At 39.1% G+C, this 16,853-nt stretch carries 9 protein-coding genes and 1 pseudogene; all 10 read right to left on the bottom strand.

Going from position 1 to position 16,853, the window contains the following annotated elements:
- Positions 1 to 36: 36 nt before the first annotated feature.
- Positions 37 to 183, bottom strand: coding sequence for a hypothetical protein (locus ABES02_RS12200; protein ID WP_430134807.1), 147 nt, complete (start codon positions 181 to 183; stop codon positions 37 to 39).
- Positions 184 to 226: 43 nt separating this feature from the next.
- Positions 227 to 718 (bottom strand): annotated as a pseudogene (locus ABES02_RS12195) (ROK family protein); the annotation flags it as partial.
- 48 nt (positions 719 to 766) lie between these two features.
- Positions 767 to 4,258, bottom strand: a complete 3,492-nt coding sequence (locus ABES02_RS12190; RefSeq protein ID WP_430134804.1) for a glycosyl hydrolase-related protein — start codon at positions 4,256 to 4,258, stop codon at positions 767 to 769.
- Between the two features lie 65 nt (positions 4,259 to 4,323).
- Positions 4,324 to 7,470 carry a glycoside hydrolase family 38 C-terminal domain-containing protein gene (locus tag ABES02_RS12185; RefSeq protein WP_430134801.1) on the bottom strand — a complete coding sequence of 1,049 codons (3,147 nt, stop codon included), beginning with the start codon at positions 7,468 to 7,470 and terminating at the stop codon, positions 4,324 to 4,326.
- Between the two features lie 12 nt (positions 7,471 to 7,482).
- The gene (locus ABES02_RS12180; protein WP_430134798.1) at positions 7,483 to 9,267 is read right to left on the bottom strand and encodes a glycoside hydrolase family 2 protein; all 1,785 of its coding nucleotides are present in this window, start codon (positions 9,265 to 9,267) and stop codon (positions 7,483 to 7,485) included.
- Positions 9,268 to 9,338: 71 nt separating this feature from the next.
- The gene (locus ABES02_RS12175; protein WP_430134795.1) at positions 9,339 to 10,400 is read right to left on the bottom strand and encodes a Gfo/Idh/MocA family protein; all 1,062 of its coding nucleotides are present in this window, start codon (positions 10,398 to 10,400) and stop codon (positions 9,339 to 9,341) included.
- Positions 10,401 to 10,429: 29 nt separating this feature from the next.
- Positions 10,430 to 11,434 carry a Gfo/Idh/MocA family protein gene (locus ABES02_RS12170; protein ID WP_430134792.1) on the bottom strand — a complete coding sequence of 335 codons (1,005 nt, stop codon included), beginning with the start codon at positions 11,432 to 11,434 and terminating at the stop codon, positions 10,430 to 10,432.
- 197 nt (positions 11,435 to 11,631) lie between these two features.
- Positions 11,632 to 12,426: a DeoR/GlpR family DNA-binding transcription regulator gene (locus ABES02_RS12165; protein WP_430134790.1), complete on the bottom strand. Its 795-nt coding sequence runs from the start codon at positions 12,424 to 12,426 to the stop codon at positions 11,632 to 11,634.
- Between the two features lie 111 nt (positions 12,427 to 12,537).
- A complete protein-coding gene (locus tag ABES02_RS12160) occupies positions 12,538 to 15,009 on the bottom strand; it encodes an alpha-mannosidase (RefSeq protein ID WP_430134788.1) in 2,472 nt (823 codons plus the stop codon).
- A complete protein-coding gene (locus ABES02_RS12155; protein WP_430134785.1) occupies positions 15,002 to 16,825 on the bottom strand; it encodes an MBL fold metallo-hydrolase in 1,824 nt (607 codons plus the stop codon). The genes ABES02_RS12160 and ABES02_RS12155 overlap by 8 nt, the downstream gene beginning before the upstream one ends.
- Positions 16,826 to 16,853 lie beyond the last annotated feature (28 nt).

Raw genomic sequence — 16,853 nt, 5'->3', positions numbered from 1 at the left:
TTTTTTAGATATTACACTAAATATTCTGATTTTTTATTAGTGTGAAATAATTAATTGGCAAGAACCATTTATATTAAACTTTCTTAGTCCAACAGGGATGATTAAATGATTTCCTTTTTGTAAAGAATATTTCTCGTCATTGTAAACAAGAGAACCTTTTCCCTTAATTACAGTTACTAACAAATATTTATCATCTATTGAAAATGCTGCATCCCCTGTTACATCTTTGATTCATGACACCGCCGCCAAGGACGCTTTTTTTTGGGAAAAGAATCAAAATATATTGCATAAGAGCTTGCGCAATATAATATCCTTCTAAATCCCAAACTTCTTCTCGCTCTACAAGATTTACTCCTTTTTCTCCCCAGCGTTCCTCAATGCCCGGTCCAGCCGCCAATCCCTCCAAACAATCATGATGGTACGGACAGCTTCCTTTGTATTTATCATTTGGGTGACGACTTAAAAGAATATGCCCCATCTCAGGATGGGAAAGGCCTTGGAGCAATTTCCCGTGAACTTTTTCCTTATTTACGTCAATTGGACCAAACGACCCAATTCCGATTGCATCTAAAGGATATTTTTAAAAAAAGTTAATGACCTCAGGCATTGTTTCATCAGGTATGGTGGTTGGAATCTGAATAACATCGGTGATGTTCCCAAATTCGTCTCCAACCGCACAAACAAATTTTGTTCCTCCAGCTTCAATTGCACCTAGCATATTAAAACCTCCATTCTGCCAAAACTCTTTTTCAAGAAAACACTAAACCTAGAATTCTAGGTTTTTTTTAACGAGGATTCGTGCTGTGAACAGCCCCCATGCAGGTACTTCAACATTAATGGATCCATCAGGATTCACTTCCAGCGGATGGATATCTTTTTCAAGTAAGTCCATCTTCCATGCCTCTGTAATGTTCTTCCCTGGTAATGAAATTTTTGTGATTTGATTTTCACCAGAAATTTCTTGAAGCCTTACTAGCCAGCCGTCTTTCCATCTTGCCTTTTTAATCGTAATTAAAGCCACCTTTTCACCATCAATAGACGCTAATGTATTTTGACCATGTTGATGATAGGGGGATTTTGGAGTTCTAAAATCCTGAAAGCTTATCCGATGTCCGTATAAAGGCTGACGTTTTTCCCATCCCCATCGATAAGCATCCTCTTTTTTAATTTTGGACTGACTTGTAAAGCTATAATGAAACGAAATTTCCCCTCCCTGTGAGGCACTATAGTTTGTATTCCAATAATTATTCAGGACGTAAGAGAATATGCGGCTTCCGGATAAAGGTAATTCTTTTGGCCAATTCCCCTTTACAATATCGCCTATACAGAATAGCGGTATATCGGGTGAGGCAATATATACATCGATATCCTTCCCATCTACCAGAATCCCGGTTTGAAGTGGAAGCCATTCCTTACACCCTCCCGGCAATTGATCTTTATCCCAATTTACCCATCCGAGCTGTGAATCCGACATGGTTTCAGCTTGGCGGATGGATAAAGGAAACGCCACATAAACTGCCTCTTTTTCCAAACGTTCTTCTTTTTGATAAACAAAGGAAACATCAAAGCTTTTTATTTTATCTAGCAATTTCCACTCAATCTCTATCGTTCCAAAAGGTACCTTTCCCTCCATTTTTATGGATTTCCCATAGTCAAAGGAATGAGTCTCATATTTTTGTATTGAAAAATCAGAAAGAATGACGGCGTTTCCTTGTAATAAATCCATTTGGTTTCCAACAAGACGGGTTCCTTCGCCTCCTTTTGCATAAAGGAATTGTCCAAAGCCCCATTTGTCTTCTAAATCGATTAATTCTTTTTGCAACACTTTATCAAATGCGCTTGTCAGGCAGCCTTTTTCTAAGTCTATTACCAACCGGTAAAAGTCATTTTCTAAAGCAACGGTATTGTTTGATTTTTCTTCTCCCATTACATTCTTTTTTACAACTATTTCTTCATTGTCTATATCTGCTTCCTTTAATTCAATCCGGCGATAACCTAATCTGGGAACGTTCCCAATCCAAGATGAAACTATGGCCTGTGAGTTGAATGTACTGATTAAGCGGATTGGAATAACTTCTTCGGTTTCTGAATCAATCAACTGTTCATTTTTAGCAATTTCAACGATAATCTCACCGCTTACTGGCCAGCTATGTGCATTGTAAACAACAATTTCCCGGCCGTTATTTTTCCAATTTAAACTATGTCTTACCGCGGCCGTATGAAGGAGGCGTTTAGCCCACTGTGAACCGTCTTTTGCGAAATGCTCTTTGATTGCCCACTGGTCTTGCTGCAACAAGGCATCGGGATCTGTCCCGCTTAAAAAGGCCCCCCATGTATGTTCGACAAATTGGAGGTTAGCCCGCCAAGCTTGTTCAAATTGTTGTTGTGGAAATTCCCAGCCTTCATTATGAATAACTGCTAGTGACTCGAGTTTCTCTGCTGCTGGCAGCATTGCTTGTGCCTGTCTGATTTGTACAGCTGGAACAATCGTTGAACCTACACCATCCTCCCAATAGGCCCCTCCATCCCCTTTAACTGTTTCAAATGAATCTCCAAAATTGGATTCAACATATTCAAAGAATGTGTTAACTTCACAGGCAATTAATGCTGGATAGGCATAGGTTTCATTCCAAGTTCTTGTAAACTCTATCGGCTGTGGGTCTAAATCCGTATTATCAGCTTCTTGACCATATAGCAAAACGGCATCTGGTTTATAGTCATCGTTTTCGTACTCATCCAGCCACATTTCCAGCCCCCGTTCAGCCGCGCTGTTAATGGGAGGGCTGCCACAAACCTTTCGAAGCTCACAGTACATTTTCGAAAGCCAAACAAGAACCTTGCCTCCATTCACTCCCTCCCAATAAAAAGGAGAAATCTTATGAAGCCCCCCATTTAACCTGAAAGGCCCACGGTCTTGATTATTGGCATGAACTAAATACTTGACTCCTGATCCCTCATAAATAGCGGGCAACGACCCTGAAAGGGAAGGAACATCCACTATAGTGTTAAAGCTTGCTCTTTGTTCTTTTGGCCTTAACAGTGATTCGGAGTACTCTCCGTTACGGATTAGTTCCTCCAAAGAGGCAAACTGGGTTAACAGGTCTACATAAGAGTGCGGGACCCCTAGCCGGCCTGCTTTAATAAATCTGTGCAATTCGTCAATTCTATCTTTGCTTCTGGTAGCCAAATAAGTTTCCAGCACCCAGGATGCATCAAGGTGATAGGCAAATGTGGGAATATCCATTGTGGCCTTTTCTTCTTTTTTTAAAAATTCCAGTGCAGTGTCAATATTTCTGCATAGCCTTTCAGCCACTTCCCACTGGCGATGTGTATAGCCGATATCTGTATGGGAATGAGGGGTGATATATACCTTCCATTTACGCCTCCGCTTAAGCCTGCCGGTTTGGTAAAAATTTTTACCTGTTAACTCATAATTAACGATGTCATCTCCATCACTTAGATGAAAGTAGGTAAAAAAATGACCGAAGCTTTGTTTTGGAATGCAAATGTTAAGGGTTTCTATCTTATTTATAAAGTGAAGTTTTAATGTCAATTCCGTTTCTTGAATAGGTTGATTTAATTCAAGATAGAAATGACATATTTCTACCAGTTCTCGACTGCTTGTTTTTTTATAAAGTACCGATGGTTTGATATCCACTTTTCTAATGGGTGTTTTTAGCTCTTCATCAAGTTTTGAAAATGTAATAGATTGATAGATAAAACCAGCACCATTTGCCATCCGGTCAAGTCGCTTCACCTTTTCCAGATTATCAACGAGGATAAATACTCCTCCATCACGGCTTGTCAAAACAAGTGAATTTTCACCTCTAACAAGTAGCTGCTTCGGAATAATGATCTCCAATTCACCTTCCGAGTAAATCGTCGTATGTAGGCCTGAATGAAGAGTGATTTCACCTTTTTCTGATGGTTTTGGGCGTAAATACCCATTACCTTTCACCCCATTTATAGCAACTTCAAGATAAGCCAGGCGTGGGGCTATGACAAGATAGTCAATTTTTAATTTGTAACTCGTGCTTGGTTCTTCATTCAAATGGAATTTAACTGTATATGGATATAGGCGGTAACCAGCATCCGGATCGGCCTCACTCGGATGGAACAGTGGCCATCTTTGTCCATCTGTTTCTTTGTTTACTTTGAATACATGGTTGTAGAAAAGACTAGGCTGCTTATAATTGTCTATTAATTGTTTAGAACGGCCTAACGGAGAACCAATTGACCATAAAAGATTTTCATCCATCCTAACAACCCCTTTATTTAAGAAATGGCACCATAAAAAATTTTATAGTGCCATTATGCTTATGTTTAAAACCAAACTTTAAATGTCTTAATTTCATATGGAGAAACTGAGAAAGAGAGGGTTTTACCTTGATAATCCGCCGGCTTTTCTTCCTCCTCCATTAGATTGCATTCGACTGCCTTTCTGATTGGTTTTGCGAAGGAAACATTTGTTTTATTTCTAAATTGCATATATTCATAGAAACGCACCACAATAGAATCATCGTCTTCCGCTTTTTTCACGGTTTCCAACAAAACATTATCACGATCAATTTCTGCAAATTGAAAGTCATTTGGTAAATTTCCGCTCGGATTGGCCTTAAGTTCAGCTGCTAATAATGGAACATTCAAATCATAGGCCTCTTTCACAATATTGCCCTCACGCCAATCTCCTTTATGAGGGACCAAGCTATAAGTAAATACATGAATCCCGCGGTCAGCTGTTTCGTCGGGCTCGATTGATGATTTAATGAGTGTTAAACGTAAAACATTATCTTTAACATCGTGACCATATTTACAGTCATTTAACAAACTGACACCAAAATTCCCTTCGGAAAGATCAACCCATTTATGTCCGACCACTTCAAACCGTGCATGATCCCAGCTTGTATTCCAATGAGTCGGGCGCTCGATATTTCCGAACTGTATATCATAGGTTGCTTTTATAGATCGGACGTTAACAGGAAAGGCAGCCTTTAATAATGTTTGTTTTTCCTGCCAGTTCACTTGAGTGCGGAAATCAATTCTTGGTGAATGTGTATAGATGGTTATATATTGTGTAATGGTAGAATCATAAAATTCCCAAATCAATTTTAGGCTTCCGCGGACTGGACCTTCCTCATGGACCTGCACTTCTATCAAACGATCAATCTCCCGCATTTTTTCTTGGTAATAAAGATCAATATCCCATGCATCAAAATTCATTGGCTTATCTTCAAAGGTCTGCAGAACATTCCCCCTGGCCCCGTCGGCGAGAACTTCTCTTTCTAATCGTTTATCAAACAAGGAGATGATCTGACCTTTTTCATTTAAGCGAATTTGGTAAAAGTCGTTTTCTAAATAATCTTTTTTCACGACTATTCCAAATTTTTCAGTCGAGCGATTAACTAGTTTAAATGTTTTATATCCTAGCGGTGGTACATTTTTCGTTTGGATTAACAGCTTTTTATCTTGTCCATCCTGAATTATTTGAGCCGGCAATTTGTTGCCATCCTCATCTAAAATGGTTGTCGTTTCAGGTAAAGCAGGGGAAACAGGTAATTCTATTAAACTATCGCGCTCAAAGGAAAGAGTATTATGGACAACTATACTGTCCTGCTCGGTTTTAATATTTTGTTCAAACGAACCTTTTGCTTCTTTTAGAACGCTTTCTCCAATCGCTTGCACTGCCCGATAATCATTTCGTGCATCCTCATTTACCTGACGGATAGACGACCCCGGCAAAATATCATGGAATTGATTCAGGAGCAGCATTTCCCAGCCCTCATTTAAGGTTTCATGTGGGTAATTTTCTTTATTTGTAAAATAATCCGATAATACACTTACCCATTCAGCATTATGATAGGTAATTTCTGCTTTACGGTTCGCTCTTTTTAAAGCTGCCTGCGAGGTATATGTCCCCCGGTGATACTCAAGATATAATTCCCCGTCCCAAACGGGTAAATCCTTTTCTTTTACACGGTCTTTTAATCGTTCAAAATATGGTTCCGCTTTGTCCATCTGAACTTTTGGCAGTCCGGGCAAGTTTTTCATAACCATGGCGGATTCGATCATTTCTTTTGTAGGACCGCCACCGCCATCCCCCCACCCAAAGGCAAGTAGTAACTCATCATTTACTTCCTTCTGCTGATAAGCATCCCAAATTCCTTTCACACTGGCCGGTTCCACCATTCCATTGTACGTATAGGCCCGTGCCCCGACTTCTGGTGTCGTAATAAAGTGGGTGAATATTTCCGTTCCATCAATTCCGCGCCAATTAAATGAATCAAATGGGAATCGATTATATTGATTCCAGCTGATCTTGGTCGTCATAAAAGCATCAATGCCACTCTTCTTCATAATTTGAGGTAATGCCCATGAATAACCAAATACATCTGGAAGCCATACAACCTTTGTCTCAACACCAAACTCTTCTTTCATAAATCGTTTGCCAAACTGGATTTGCCGAATCAATGACTCTCCATTGGGAATGTTTGTATCAGGCTCAATCCACATTCCCCCTGTGATTTCCCATTCACCTGAAGATATCTTTTCTTTCACCTTGGCAAAGATTTCGGGATAATCCTCTTTTAAGAATTTATACAATTGGGGAGAAGTATGGATATATCTGTATTCCGGGTATTGGCGCATTAAATGCAATACAGTTGAAAAGGTCCTTGAAGCTTTTTCCCGGGAATGAACTAAGCGCCATAACCAAGCCATATCGATATGTGAATGCCCTAAAGCAGTGACCAACGGTTTTAATTCTTCCATTTCACCCATTTGGTCTACTTTTGTTTTCAGAAACTCATAGGCTTGTTGAATAGATTGATAGAAGAAATCTGAACCTGGCTTAATGAAATCAACCATTAACATTGCTTCATTTAATAGTTGAAGCATCCTTGTGCGTCTTAGGTCATTTTCCTCCAGAACCTTCACTGTATTTACTAATGTATGGACGAGATAGAAAAACTTCTCTGTTGGAACATCCACACACGCAAGCCTTGCCACTTTAAATCTACGACGGTCAGGCGGATTTAAAACACCACTCCAGGCTTTTATCGCAATGTGAATCTCATCATGCTGCAGTAACTCTGGCGGCAGCCATGCCTCCTCATGCCATACATCTATTCCTTGTAATGAAATACCGTTTACATACAACAAGGATTCGGCAGTGGAACCGCCGCCATCCCGCGGACCTACTAAAAAGTGAAGGACCAGGCGTTCATTCTTCCATTCCTTTGGGATTGAAACGGTTGTCCGGAACCAGGCTGATTTATCATATCCGCCCCAATAATCCCCTATCTGAAACCGTTCCCAGTTTTGGTCATCATAATCAGGCTTAAACGCTTCTTTGTCTTCATTGCCGAATTCCCACTCCTTATAGCGAAAGGCAGGGATATCTTTTATTTCTTTGTAAATGTAATTCTTCATTTCGCCTATATATTTCTCAATCTTTTCAACTGTAAAATACAACCATAACACTCCTTAATTAAGTGATTTTTCCGACAATTTAAAAGGCTTTTTTCCTTCATTTATTTCGCGAATAAGGTTTAGGTCAACCTTTGGCTTCCTGTCATATGTTAATAGACCATTTATTTCTTGTTCGACATCTGTAATTTGGGTATAACAAAATCCCTGAACAAGCGGCGATTCGAGCAGACTTGAAACGACATTATAATATCTTTCAATAAAATCATCATCGTTAGAGGCTGAAGTATAGCCCCACCCTTGCCAATCACTTTTCTGATAAGCAATGCCGCCAAACTCCGAAATAATAATAGGTTCACCTTGATAATGAAAGCCAGGGACATATAAAAAACGGTCGGCAGGAGTAAACTGCAAGGTATTCTCAACCTTTGAGTACCGCTCTTTTAGAACTTTCTTTTCACCTTCATAGTCATGGATGGTCATTATATCTGAAACGGCGTGTTCCCATCCGTCATTTGAAATGACTAATCGTGACGAATCCAATGATTTTGTTAAATAGTACATACTTAATAAATGGCTTGCCTGGCGGGGGTCTCTCTTTAAGCGGGGAGCTCCCCAGCTTTCATTTATAGGCACCCACGCAACAATGGAAGGATGATTATAATCGCGTTCTACTGCTTCATGCCATTCAGCAGAAATCCGTTTGACAGACTTGTCTGTAAATGTATGGCTGTTTGCCATTTCACCCCAGACAAGAAGTCCTAAGTGGTCTGCCCAGTATAGATAACGCGGCTCCTCCACTTTTTGGTGTTTTCTCACCCCATTAAAGCCCATTTCTTTTGTTAAATTGATATCTCTCTCGATATCTTCATCTGTCGGGGCAGTTAATAGACTATTCGGATAATAACCTTGATCCAAGACGAGCTTCATATAATACGGCTTATTATTTAGTTCAATTTTTCCATCATTAATGGATATTTTTCTCATTCCGAAATAACTGTCTGCTTTGTCTAAAATTTCATTTTCAGCTTTTAAGTAAAATTTAACATTATAAAGATGCGGCTGTTCAGGGCTCCATAGCTTCCCTTCCCCGTCCTCGAAATCTTTTAACCTAACAGCATGTTTATTCTTACGTTGAACAAGATCCACTTTTAGACATTCTTGAGCAACGATTTGACCTTGATAAGAGACTTCTATTCCTATTTCTTGGTTATCCGTCCTATTTTGAACGAGATATTCAATCGTCACTTCACCAGAATCAATATATGGCGTTAGTTTTACTCTTTCAATGAAGGAATGATTCACTGGTTCTAGCCAAACTGTTTGCCAAATACCTGTTGTTCGGGTATAAAAAATTCCTTTTGATTCCTCTTCCCAGAACTGTTTTCCACGGGGCTGTTCCAGGTCTGTCGATAAATCTTCAACCCTTACTGCCACCTTATTTAATCCGTTTCTTAAAGCATCTGTAATATTGGCATAAAACGATGTATGACCTCCTTCATGGGACGTTACATACATTCCATTAATCCAGACAGTTGCACGGTAATCGACAGCCCCAAAATTTAGGTGAATTTGCTTCCCTTGCCATTTTTCCGGAACAGTAAATGTTCTTTCATACCAAACAACATCATGAAACTCCATTGTATCAATTCCGCTTAATTTTGTTTGAAAGGCGTACGGAACTGTAATTTGATACGAATAATTATGATTCACATACCATTCTTCTTTTAGCCCTATGTTGTTATCATCAAAATCAAAATTCCATTGCCCGTTAAGGTTTATCCATTCATTACGTGCGAAGTCTGGTCTCGGGTATTCCGGCCTGGGTATTGAGTTTGGCATTTGACAACTGCCTCCGAAATTAATATTTTAAGATATTTAATGTATTGTTAGACTGGATTTGAACTGCTTTATTAAAAAGGTACACTTTTACTTAATTTGACTGCTTCACCTTTAAGTGCAGACTCATAAAGTCCATTAATAATTTGTTGGAGATAGACGCCTTGTTCAGGTGTACTTAGTGGAGTTGTTTCATCAATACAGGCATCAACAAATCTCTTAAGCTCTAATTCATGATAATTTCTCTTTGGTAAATGTGTTGGAGTAATATCAATTAATGTCTCATGCTTTTCCTGGTAGATTTTTAGCGGAAAAACATCTGCACCGCCTTTGTCCCCCATTAATGTCACATTCATTTCATCGGCCTTTTCAATGTTGGCCGCAAATGCCGATTCCAATAGAATGGATGCTCCATTTTTAAACGTTACCATTCCGCGAGCCATATCTTCGACAGAGAAGTTTTCCCAATCCCATGATCCCATGAGACCGACTCCCTTTTTAGTCCCCAGCTTCTGGTAGGTAACACCCAAAACCGTATCTGGTTCTGGATAGCCCATCAAAAATAAAGCTGTATCCAACATATGTACACCGATATCAATTAAAGGTCCTCCTCCCTGTAGCTCTTTGTTTGTAAACACACCCCAGCCTGGAATTCCCCGACGTCGCATTGCCGTTACACGTGCAGCATAAATGGACCCAAGTTCTCCACCATCAATGAATCGTTTTAACACTTCTACTTGTGGTGCATGTCGGTAATGGAAGCCATATGTTAAGATTTTACCTGCCTTTTCAGCCGCCATTGCCATTTCCTCTGCCTCTTTTGCTGTCATGGCAGGCGGTTTCTCACATAAAACATGGCAACCTGCATTTAATGCAGCTATTGTAGCTGGATAGTGGAATTTATTAGGAGTACAAATGCTTACGGCATCAATTTCAATTTTTTTCAACATCTCTTCATAGCTTGAAAAAGCATGAGGAATGTTAAAATCCAGTGATAACTGTTCTGCCTTTTCTTTGACAACATCACTTACTGCTACAATTTCAACTTTATCCCCGCATTTCACATAGTTGGGTAGATGTGCATCTCTAGCTATACCGCCTGCCCCGATAATCCCTATTTTCAATGTTTTCCCCATATTCATCATCCTTATTTTTAACCTTTTGTTTAACTCATTAGTTCAGCAATTTCAACTCTTCTGCCTAGTTTGTGTGATATTAACGCAGCCTGATTAATTAATGTTAACCCTTGAGCATCAGTTTCTGTAATTGTTGGTTCTGTCCCTTCAATGATGGAGTTTACCCATTGTTCCATCGGTATCGGAAGTCCTTCCGGCAATGCTTCAGGAATATTCCACCCTTCATTTAACCGCTTACTTTTTATACGAATCTTAGAATCTTCTATTAATAAAGTGCCGTCTGTACCATATAGTTCAAGCTGGAATGGGCTGCCGCCTGAAAGGAAACCTGTTTCAATCGTTCCTAAAACACCGTTTTCATATTCTATAATTGCAACGGAATTATCATCGACTTCATACCCAAATCTCTTCTGTAACCTCGCTGTCACAGCATCTACAGTTCCGGCCAGTCGATTGGTTAAATAAATCGGATGTGCTCCAAGGTCAATAAATGCGCCGCCTCCACACTCTTCTTTATTAAAAAAGTGCTTAGGTAGCCATCCATTGGGATTTCCCTCGAAAGCGACCGCACCATTATGTGCTAAACGGCAACGAATATAAGTTAACTTCCCTAATAAACCTTCATCCAGGACCTGTTCGGCATATAAATAATAATTTTCTGTTAAGCGAGGAAGTGAAACCATCAACTTTACCTTGTTTTTTTCCACAGTTTCATAAATCTCATTACAATCTTCTACGGTAAAAGCAAGCACTTTTTCTGTGAATATATGTTTTTTATTTTCAGCAGCTAGAATGATAATCTCTTTATGAAGATTTGTTGGCGAATCTATTATAACGGCATCAATTTCAGGATTGGTTAACACCTTCATTAAATCTTGTTCAAACGGGACCGCCAGTTTTTTTGCCCATTCTTTACCGCGCTCGGCATTTTCATCCCAAACTAATTTGATCTGCAGGTGCTTATTTTGATTAGCTTGACGTGCATAATCATCAGCATGGACATGCCACTTACTTAACAACGCAACATTTACCATTGAAACAACCTCCCTTATGCCAGTTTGTTTTTATAGAATGTTAATTTCATAGAAGTCAGGGGGAAAAACAAACAACCTGTTTGTTCTCCTCACTTCCCTTCTCAATAGAGAAAGCGTGCTAAACTTTTGGGATACATCCTGCCTCTTCCAATAACTCAGCACGAAGAAATCAACTCCTATTGCTTGTGTTTAAAAAATTATGCTAATGTCTCTTTTGATACAGGTGCAATAATGACTTCAACACCTTTTTTTTCAATTTCCTTGATCAGTGTTTTATCAGTTAAATCACTTGTAATAAAAATATCTGTCTCTTCAAATTTACAAAAAGTGGTTAAACCAGCTTTCTCAAGTTTGCTATGATCTGCCACCACAACAATTTTTTGTCCAGCCGTAACCATTCCCCTTTTTATCTCTGCCTCATATAAATCTGAGCTTGTAAACCCTTGCCTTAAAGAAATTCCTGATGTCCCTAAAAAGACAAAATCAGCGCTGTATTTTTTTAACTCCGTTTCAACTTGAGGCCCTATAAGACTCATCGTTTTTCTACGGAGTTTCCCCCCTAATAAATAAATGGAGGCTGTCTCATCATTACTGCATTCTTCAGCAATATTCATGGCATTTGTAATTACTGTTAAGTTCGTATTGTCAGGCAAGTTTTTCGCCACATACCAAGTAGTAGAACCAGCATCTAAAATAATGGTTTGCCCATCTTTGACTAATTGTGCGGCTACTTTCCCAATTAAATCCTTTTCCCGTGAATATTGCAGCTTTCTTTCACCAACAGGAAGAATTACAGGTAAATTTGAAGCGTCTTCAATAAGCATCGCTCCCCCGTAGTTTTTTTCTGCTATCCCGTCTTTTTCAAGCTGAAGTAAATCACGTCGAATAGTCTCTTCAGACACATGTAGTAATTCTACTAAGTCAGAAACTTTTACACTTTTATTCTTGATTAATAATTCTTTGATGAACTTACGCCGTTCAGCTACAATCATGAATTAATTCCCCCTGGAAATGCATTTTCTCTTTAAAGTGAGTAAGACTTATAAGAAATAATTTTTTTCAAAAATCAGGATTGAGAGCTAAACTCTCAACCTGATTTTATCTTACATTTCCCATTCAAGTAAATTTGATTCAATAATTGGTTCAGATGAATCCTTTGGAATTCGGAATGTTTTAATTTCCGATGGTTTAAACTCCGCTTTAATCGTTCGATTCCATTTTGGCAAATCGATCACTGCTGTAGTTTCTTCATTGGCGGTTTCATAAGCACGAATAATGAGATCGTCATTGTCTTCTGCCTTTTTAACAACACTTACGATGACATTATCTTCATCAACGGTTAAGTAAGAATCTATCTGTGGAAGTGAGCCCTTATGGTATGTTTCTATAATGCTAATAGGTTTTTGATTTAATTCTGTTGCCCGCTTAACTGTTCCGGCTGTTTCCCAATTCCCTTGATGTGGAAGCAAAGAGTAAGAAAATTTTTGGACTCCCTGATCAATAAATGTGTAATGGCCGCTATCAATTGGAACAGTTGGATCATGGTGTGCATAAATGGGGCTGCGTAAAATGGTCATACTCATTTCTTTGTTATGGATATCAAAGCTGTATTTCCCGTCATTTAATAGACTTAAACCGTACATTTCTCCTGTGGGAGGATGAGTCCCTGAAATATCAATCCAGTTTTGCCCTGGTTCCTCTTCCCCATTACACTCTCGGACAATGTGTCCATATGGAATTTCGTATGTCGCTTTTCTAAATATCAGATTGACTGGGAATTTAAGCTTTAATAGTTTAAATTGTTCCTGCCAATTTAATGTACATTGAACATCGATTTGGTCTAAATTCTTATACAATGTAAAGTTTTGAACGAATGTAGATTTTCCATATTCACTTACCACACGAATAACCGATTTTACTGAACCGTGTTCCACAAGCTTCACACTTTTGGCCATAAAGAATCCAACTTCATCCTTAAATTGAAGAACATTATGGGACCAGGTATCGCTTTTATCATTGATTACAATTGGTCTTGCTGCTGGCCCGTCAAGCAATTCAAGCTTCTTTGATTTATCAAATAGACTAGTTATAAATCCAGTTACTGGATTGATTTCAACTCGTAATCTTTCGTTTTCCAAGAAAGTGTCGGCTGCCTTAATGGGTGCAAACTCTTTTGAATCGTCAGAGTGAATGATTTTGTAAACCCTATATCCCATCGAGGGAAGTTCAGCAATAAAGCTTATTCGATAACGGCCGCCAGCCGTTGCATGTGATTGAACCGTCTGCATTGGAATTTGGTTTCCTTCTTGATCAACCAGAATATCACCAGGTTTTAATCCACCAACTTCAAGCTCAATATTTACTTTGCTTTGCCAAGAATGGGGATTGAAGACAACAATTGGTTTCATGCCTTCTTTTTCTTCAATATCGATTCTCCAGGATAATGATTGGACGGCATAATTCATTCCTCTCGATGCAATGGACATTGCTTCTCCATGCATATCCCGAGCATCATCATATGCTTCTTCCAAACTTGTTCCTGCTAAAATATCATGAAATTGATTGAACAGAACATTTTTCCAGGCACAGTTTAAGTCCGTAATCGGATATTTTTGCCCTGTTGTCCAATTTGCAAGTGCTGAGAATTTTTCCGCTTTTAGTAACATATTTTCCGCTTCACGATTCCATTTTTTTATTCCTGAATGAACCGCATAGCATCCGCTGGCATGATGCTGCAGGTCATCATGAACAACAGGGAATGAAAGATTTTTCTTCATCAATTCATCAAAGAATTTATTTGGAGTACTTAAGATTAATGAAGGGAATTCTGGTTCAAAGTTTAGCCGTTTAATACTTTCAAGGTTCTCCTTTGTAGGGCCACCGCCATGATTTCCAACCCCATAAAAGCACATTAAATCATTAAATGGTGCTTTTAATTCTGCAGCGTTACGGCGGACATGTTTCTCTACATCCTTCCCCCATGTACAATATTCGTATGGGATCCGGAAAGCTAATACTCTTGAACCATCATCTGATTCCCACCAAAACAATCTTCCAGGAAGGCCCTTCTCCTGCGGGCTTGGACGCATGAAAATATAATAGTCCATACCACTTTTCTTTAAAATTTGCGGAAGCATTCCATGATGGCCAAAACTGTCCACATTATATCCAACCTTAGCTGTCACACCAAACTTCTCTTGAAAATATCTTTGTCCGTATAGCCCTTGCCGTACAAACGATTCTCCACTGGGAAGATTACAATCCGGCTGAACCCACCAGCCCCCGACAATTTCCCAGCGTCCTTCTTTTATACGCTGTTTGATTTCCTCAAACATTTCAGGCTCGTTATTTTCAATCCATACATAGTTAGCGGCAGAACTGTTTGTAAACACAAATTCAGGATATTCCTTCATGCGGTCAAGAGCTGATCGAAAGGTTGCTTTTGTTTCTTGAAACCCTTCCTGCCATTGCCATAACCAAACAGGATCAAGATGGGCATTTCCAATCATATGTAATGTTTTATCTTTCATTTTCGGAAGGGATTTTTCCTCCACGGCAACTGTTTTCTCAGGCAAGGCTTTTCCCTCCTAATGCTTGTATATTAATAATGGAAACAAATGCTTCTGCATGTTGACCGAAACATTGGTTTCCGACTGTTAGGTCAACTGCCATTCGTTCCCGGTACCCTGTTTGTCCTTTTGGGACGGTAATGGATGCATTATATTGTATCGATCCTTTTGGAGCCAATAGCTTTCGAAAATCGTTGTTCTCTACAAGCCAGCCTTCCGGTGTAATTAACATGGCAGACATCTCTTTTTCTTCGGAAAAGGGATTTTTTAATTCAACCGTTACCGTGAATGTTTCTCCATCTTGAATGGAAGTTTGATAGGGTTGAATAAACGCCCCAAAACCTTCTGGGCCAAAATCCACATCTTCTGGTAATAACTCCAGATGAAGCTCTTCCAGCACTTTACCTTTCTCTTCAATTTGCTTAAGAAAGTCTTCCTTTACAAATACTGGATCCCAGTGGCCAGAAATAAGAAAATCAGGTTTAAGAGTTTTGTAAAGCTTAGCACTATCCACATAATCTCTTATTCGGAACCTGTTATGATAAACATAGTTGTAATCTCCTGTTTCTTGATACTGATCACCTATTGCAAGTACTTTTTTTCCATCAACAGTAAAATAGATGGCAGCAGCATAAAGAGTATGCCCTGGATGTTCGTAAATGGTAAATTCATATTCCTCCCATTTTATTTTTTCCTCAAGTGGAAGGATTCGGTCTACTTTAATTGGGTCATACCAAATACATGGCAAGTTATATTTTTTTGGATGTTTTAAAATTTCCGAGAAATTTTCTGGACACCATATTTCTGTTCCTTCGATGTCCTTCAATAAATTCATTCCAGCTACATGATCATCATGATAATGGGTTGGAATCACCACATCAATTTTTTCAACATTAAATTGTTCTTTTAATTTTGGAAGGGTATATAACCAAGGTCTCCTCGAAGCGCGATCACTTCCAGACGCAATTCCCCCAATAAAATCATAGCCAAAGTCAATCACCAGCGCCTTACCACTTTCAGATAGAACGACATATGAATTTGCCATACTTGTACGATTTTTTAACAGATGCGGAGTGATAACTTCATATGGTTCTTCGCGAAGCTGGTGCAGCCGTGGATTATGCTTTCGCTGCTTCATAAGCTCTTTCAATCGTTCAACCAAAAGATTAATCGCTTTTAAGGGTTCTTCCATTACGTGTCCATGTGAAGGGAGAAGCATATCAGGATTCCTCTCTTTTAAATCCAGTAATGAAAGAACACTTAATGCCAGTCCCTCTCCCCCGTTATACGACCATTGGGTTGCGGACAAAGACCATACTTTTCCAGGGGAGTATATTAAATCCCCAGTAAACGCTAATTTTTTATCATCTATTTCAGCCAGAATAGAAATTGATCCAATGGTGTGGCCTGGTGATGGAACAATGGTGAACTTTATTCCGTTTATCATCGGTGTTGAATAATCCTTTAATGTTTCATAAACGGGGACAGATTGAAGAAGGGAAAAGCGATCCTGCCTCATGTTATAGTTATTATCTATTGCTCTTGCTTTCCAATGTTCATCCACTTTGTCAAATAAATCTTGCTCCGTATGAGGCACCCAAATCCGAATTCCCGCCTCTTTTGCCAGTTCCAGACCTTGTGCTTGATCGCGGTGGTGATGGGTCATTAGAATGTCCGTGACTCTATCTACACCAATTGCATGTAATTTATCTAGAACATTGCCGTTTCCAAAGTCTATTAAGATTGCCCTTTCCCCTGTTTTAATCACATAGACATGACAAGTACTTTCGTATATAAATAGGTTAGTAGTTATTTGTCTCATTTTTCGGTTCACAGCCCCAATTATTTAC

The sequence above is a fragment of the Neobacillus pocheonensis genome, assembly GCF_050477905.1.
GTDB lineage: Bacteria > Bacillota > Bacilli > Bacillales > Cytobacillaceae > Neobacillus > Neobacillus pocheonensis_A.
Note: the sequence above shows the minus strand (reverse complement) of the source record. Positions and strands in the feature narration are given on the sequence as shown.

Coding starts and splice junctions, on each gene's coding strand:
- ABES02_RS12190 (WP_430134804.1), bottom strand. CDS start 4,258: ATGGATGAAAATCTTTTATGGTCAATTGGTTCTCCGTTAGGCCGTTCT.
- ABES02_RS12180 (WP_430134798.1), bottom strand. CDS start 9,267: ATGCCAAACTCAATACCCAGGCCGGAATACCCGAGACCAGACTTCGCA.
- ABES02_RS12175 (WP_430134795.1), bottom strand. CDS start 10,400: ATGGGGAAAACATTGAAAATAGGGATTATCGGGGCAGGCGGTATAGCT.
- ABES02_RS12170 (WP_430134792.1), bottom strand. CDS start 11,434: ATGGTAAATGTTGCGTTGTTAAGTAAGTGGCATGTCCATGCTGATGAT.
- ABES02_RS12165 (WP_430134790.1), bottom strand. CDS start 12,426: ATGATTGTAGCTGAACGGCGTAAGTTCATCAAAGAATTATTAATCAAG.
- ABES02_RS12155 (WP_430134785.1), bottom strand. CDS start 16,825: ATGAGACAAATAACTACTAACCTATTTATATACGAAAGTACTTGTCAT.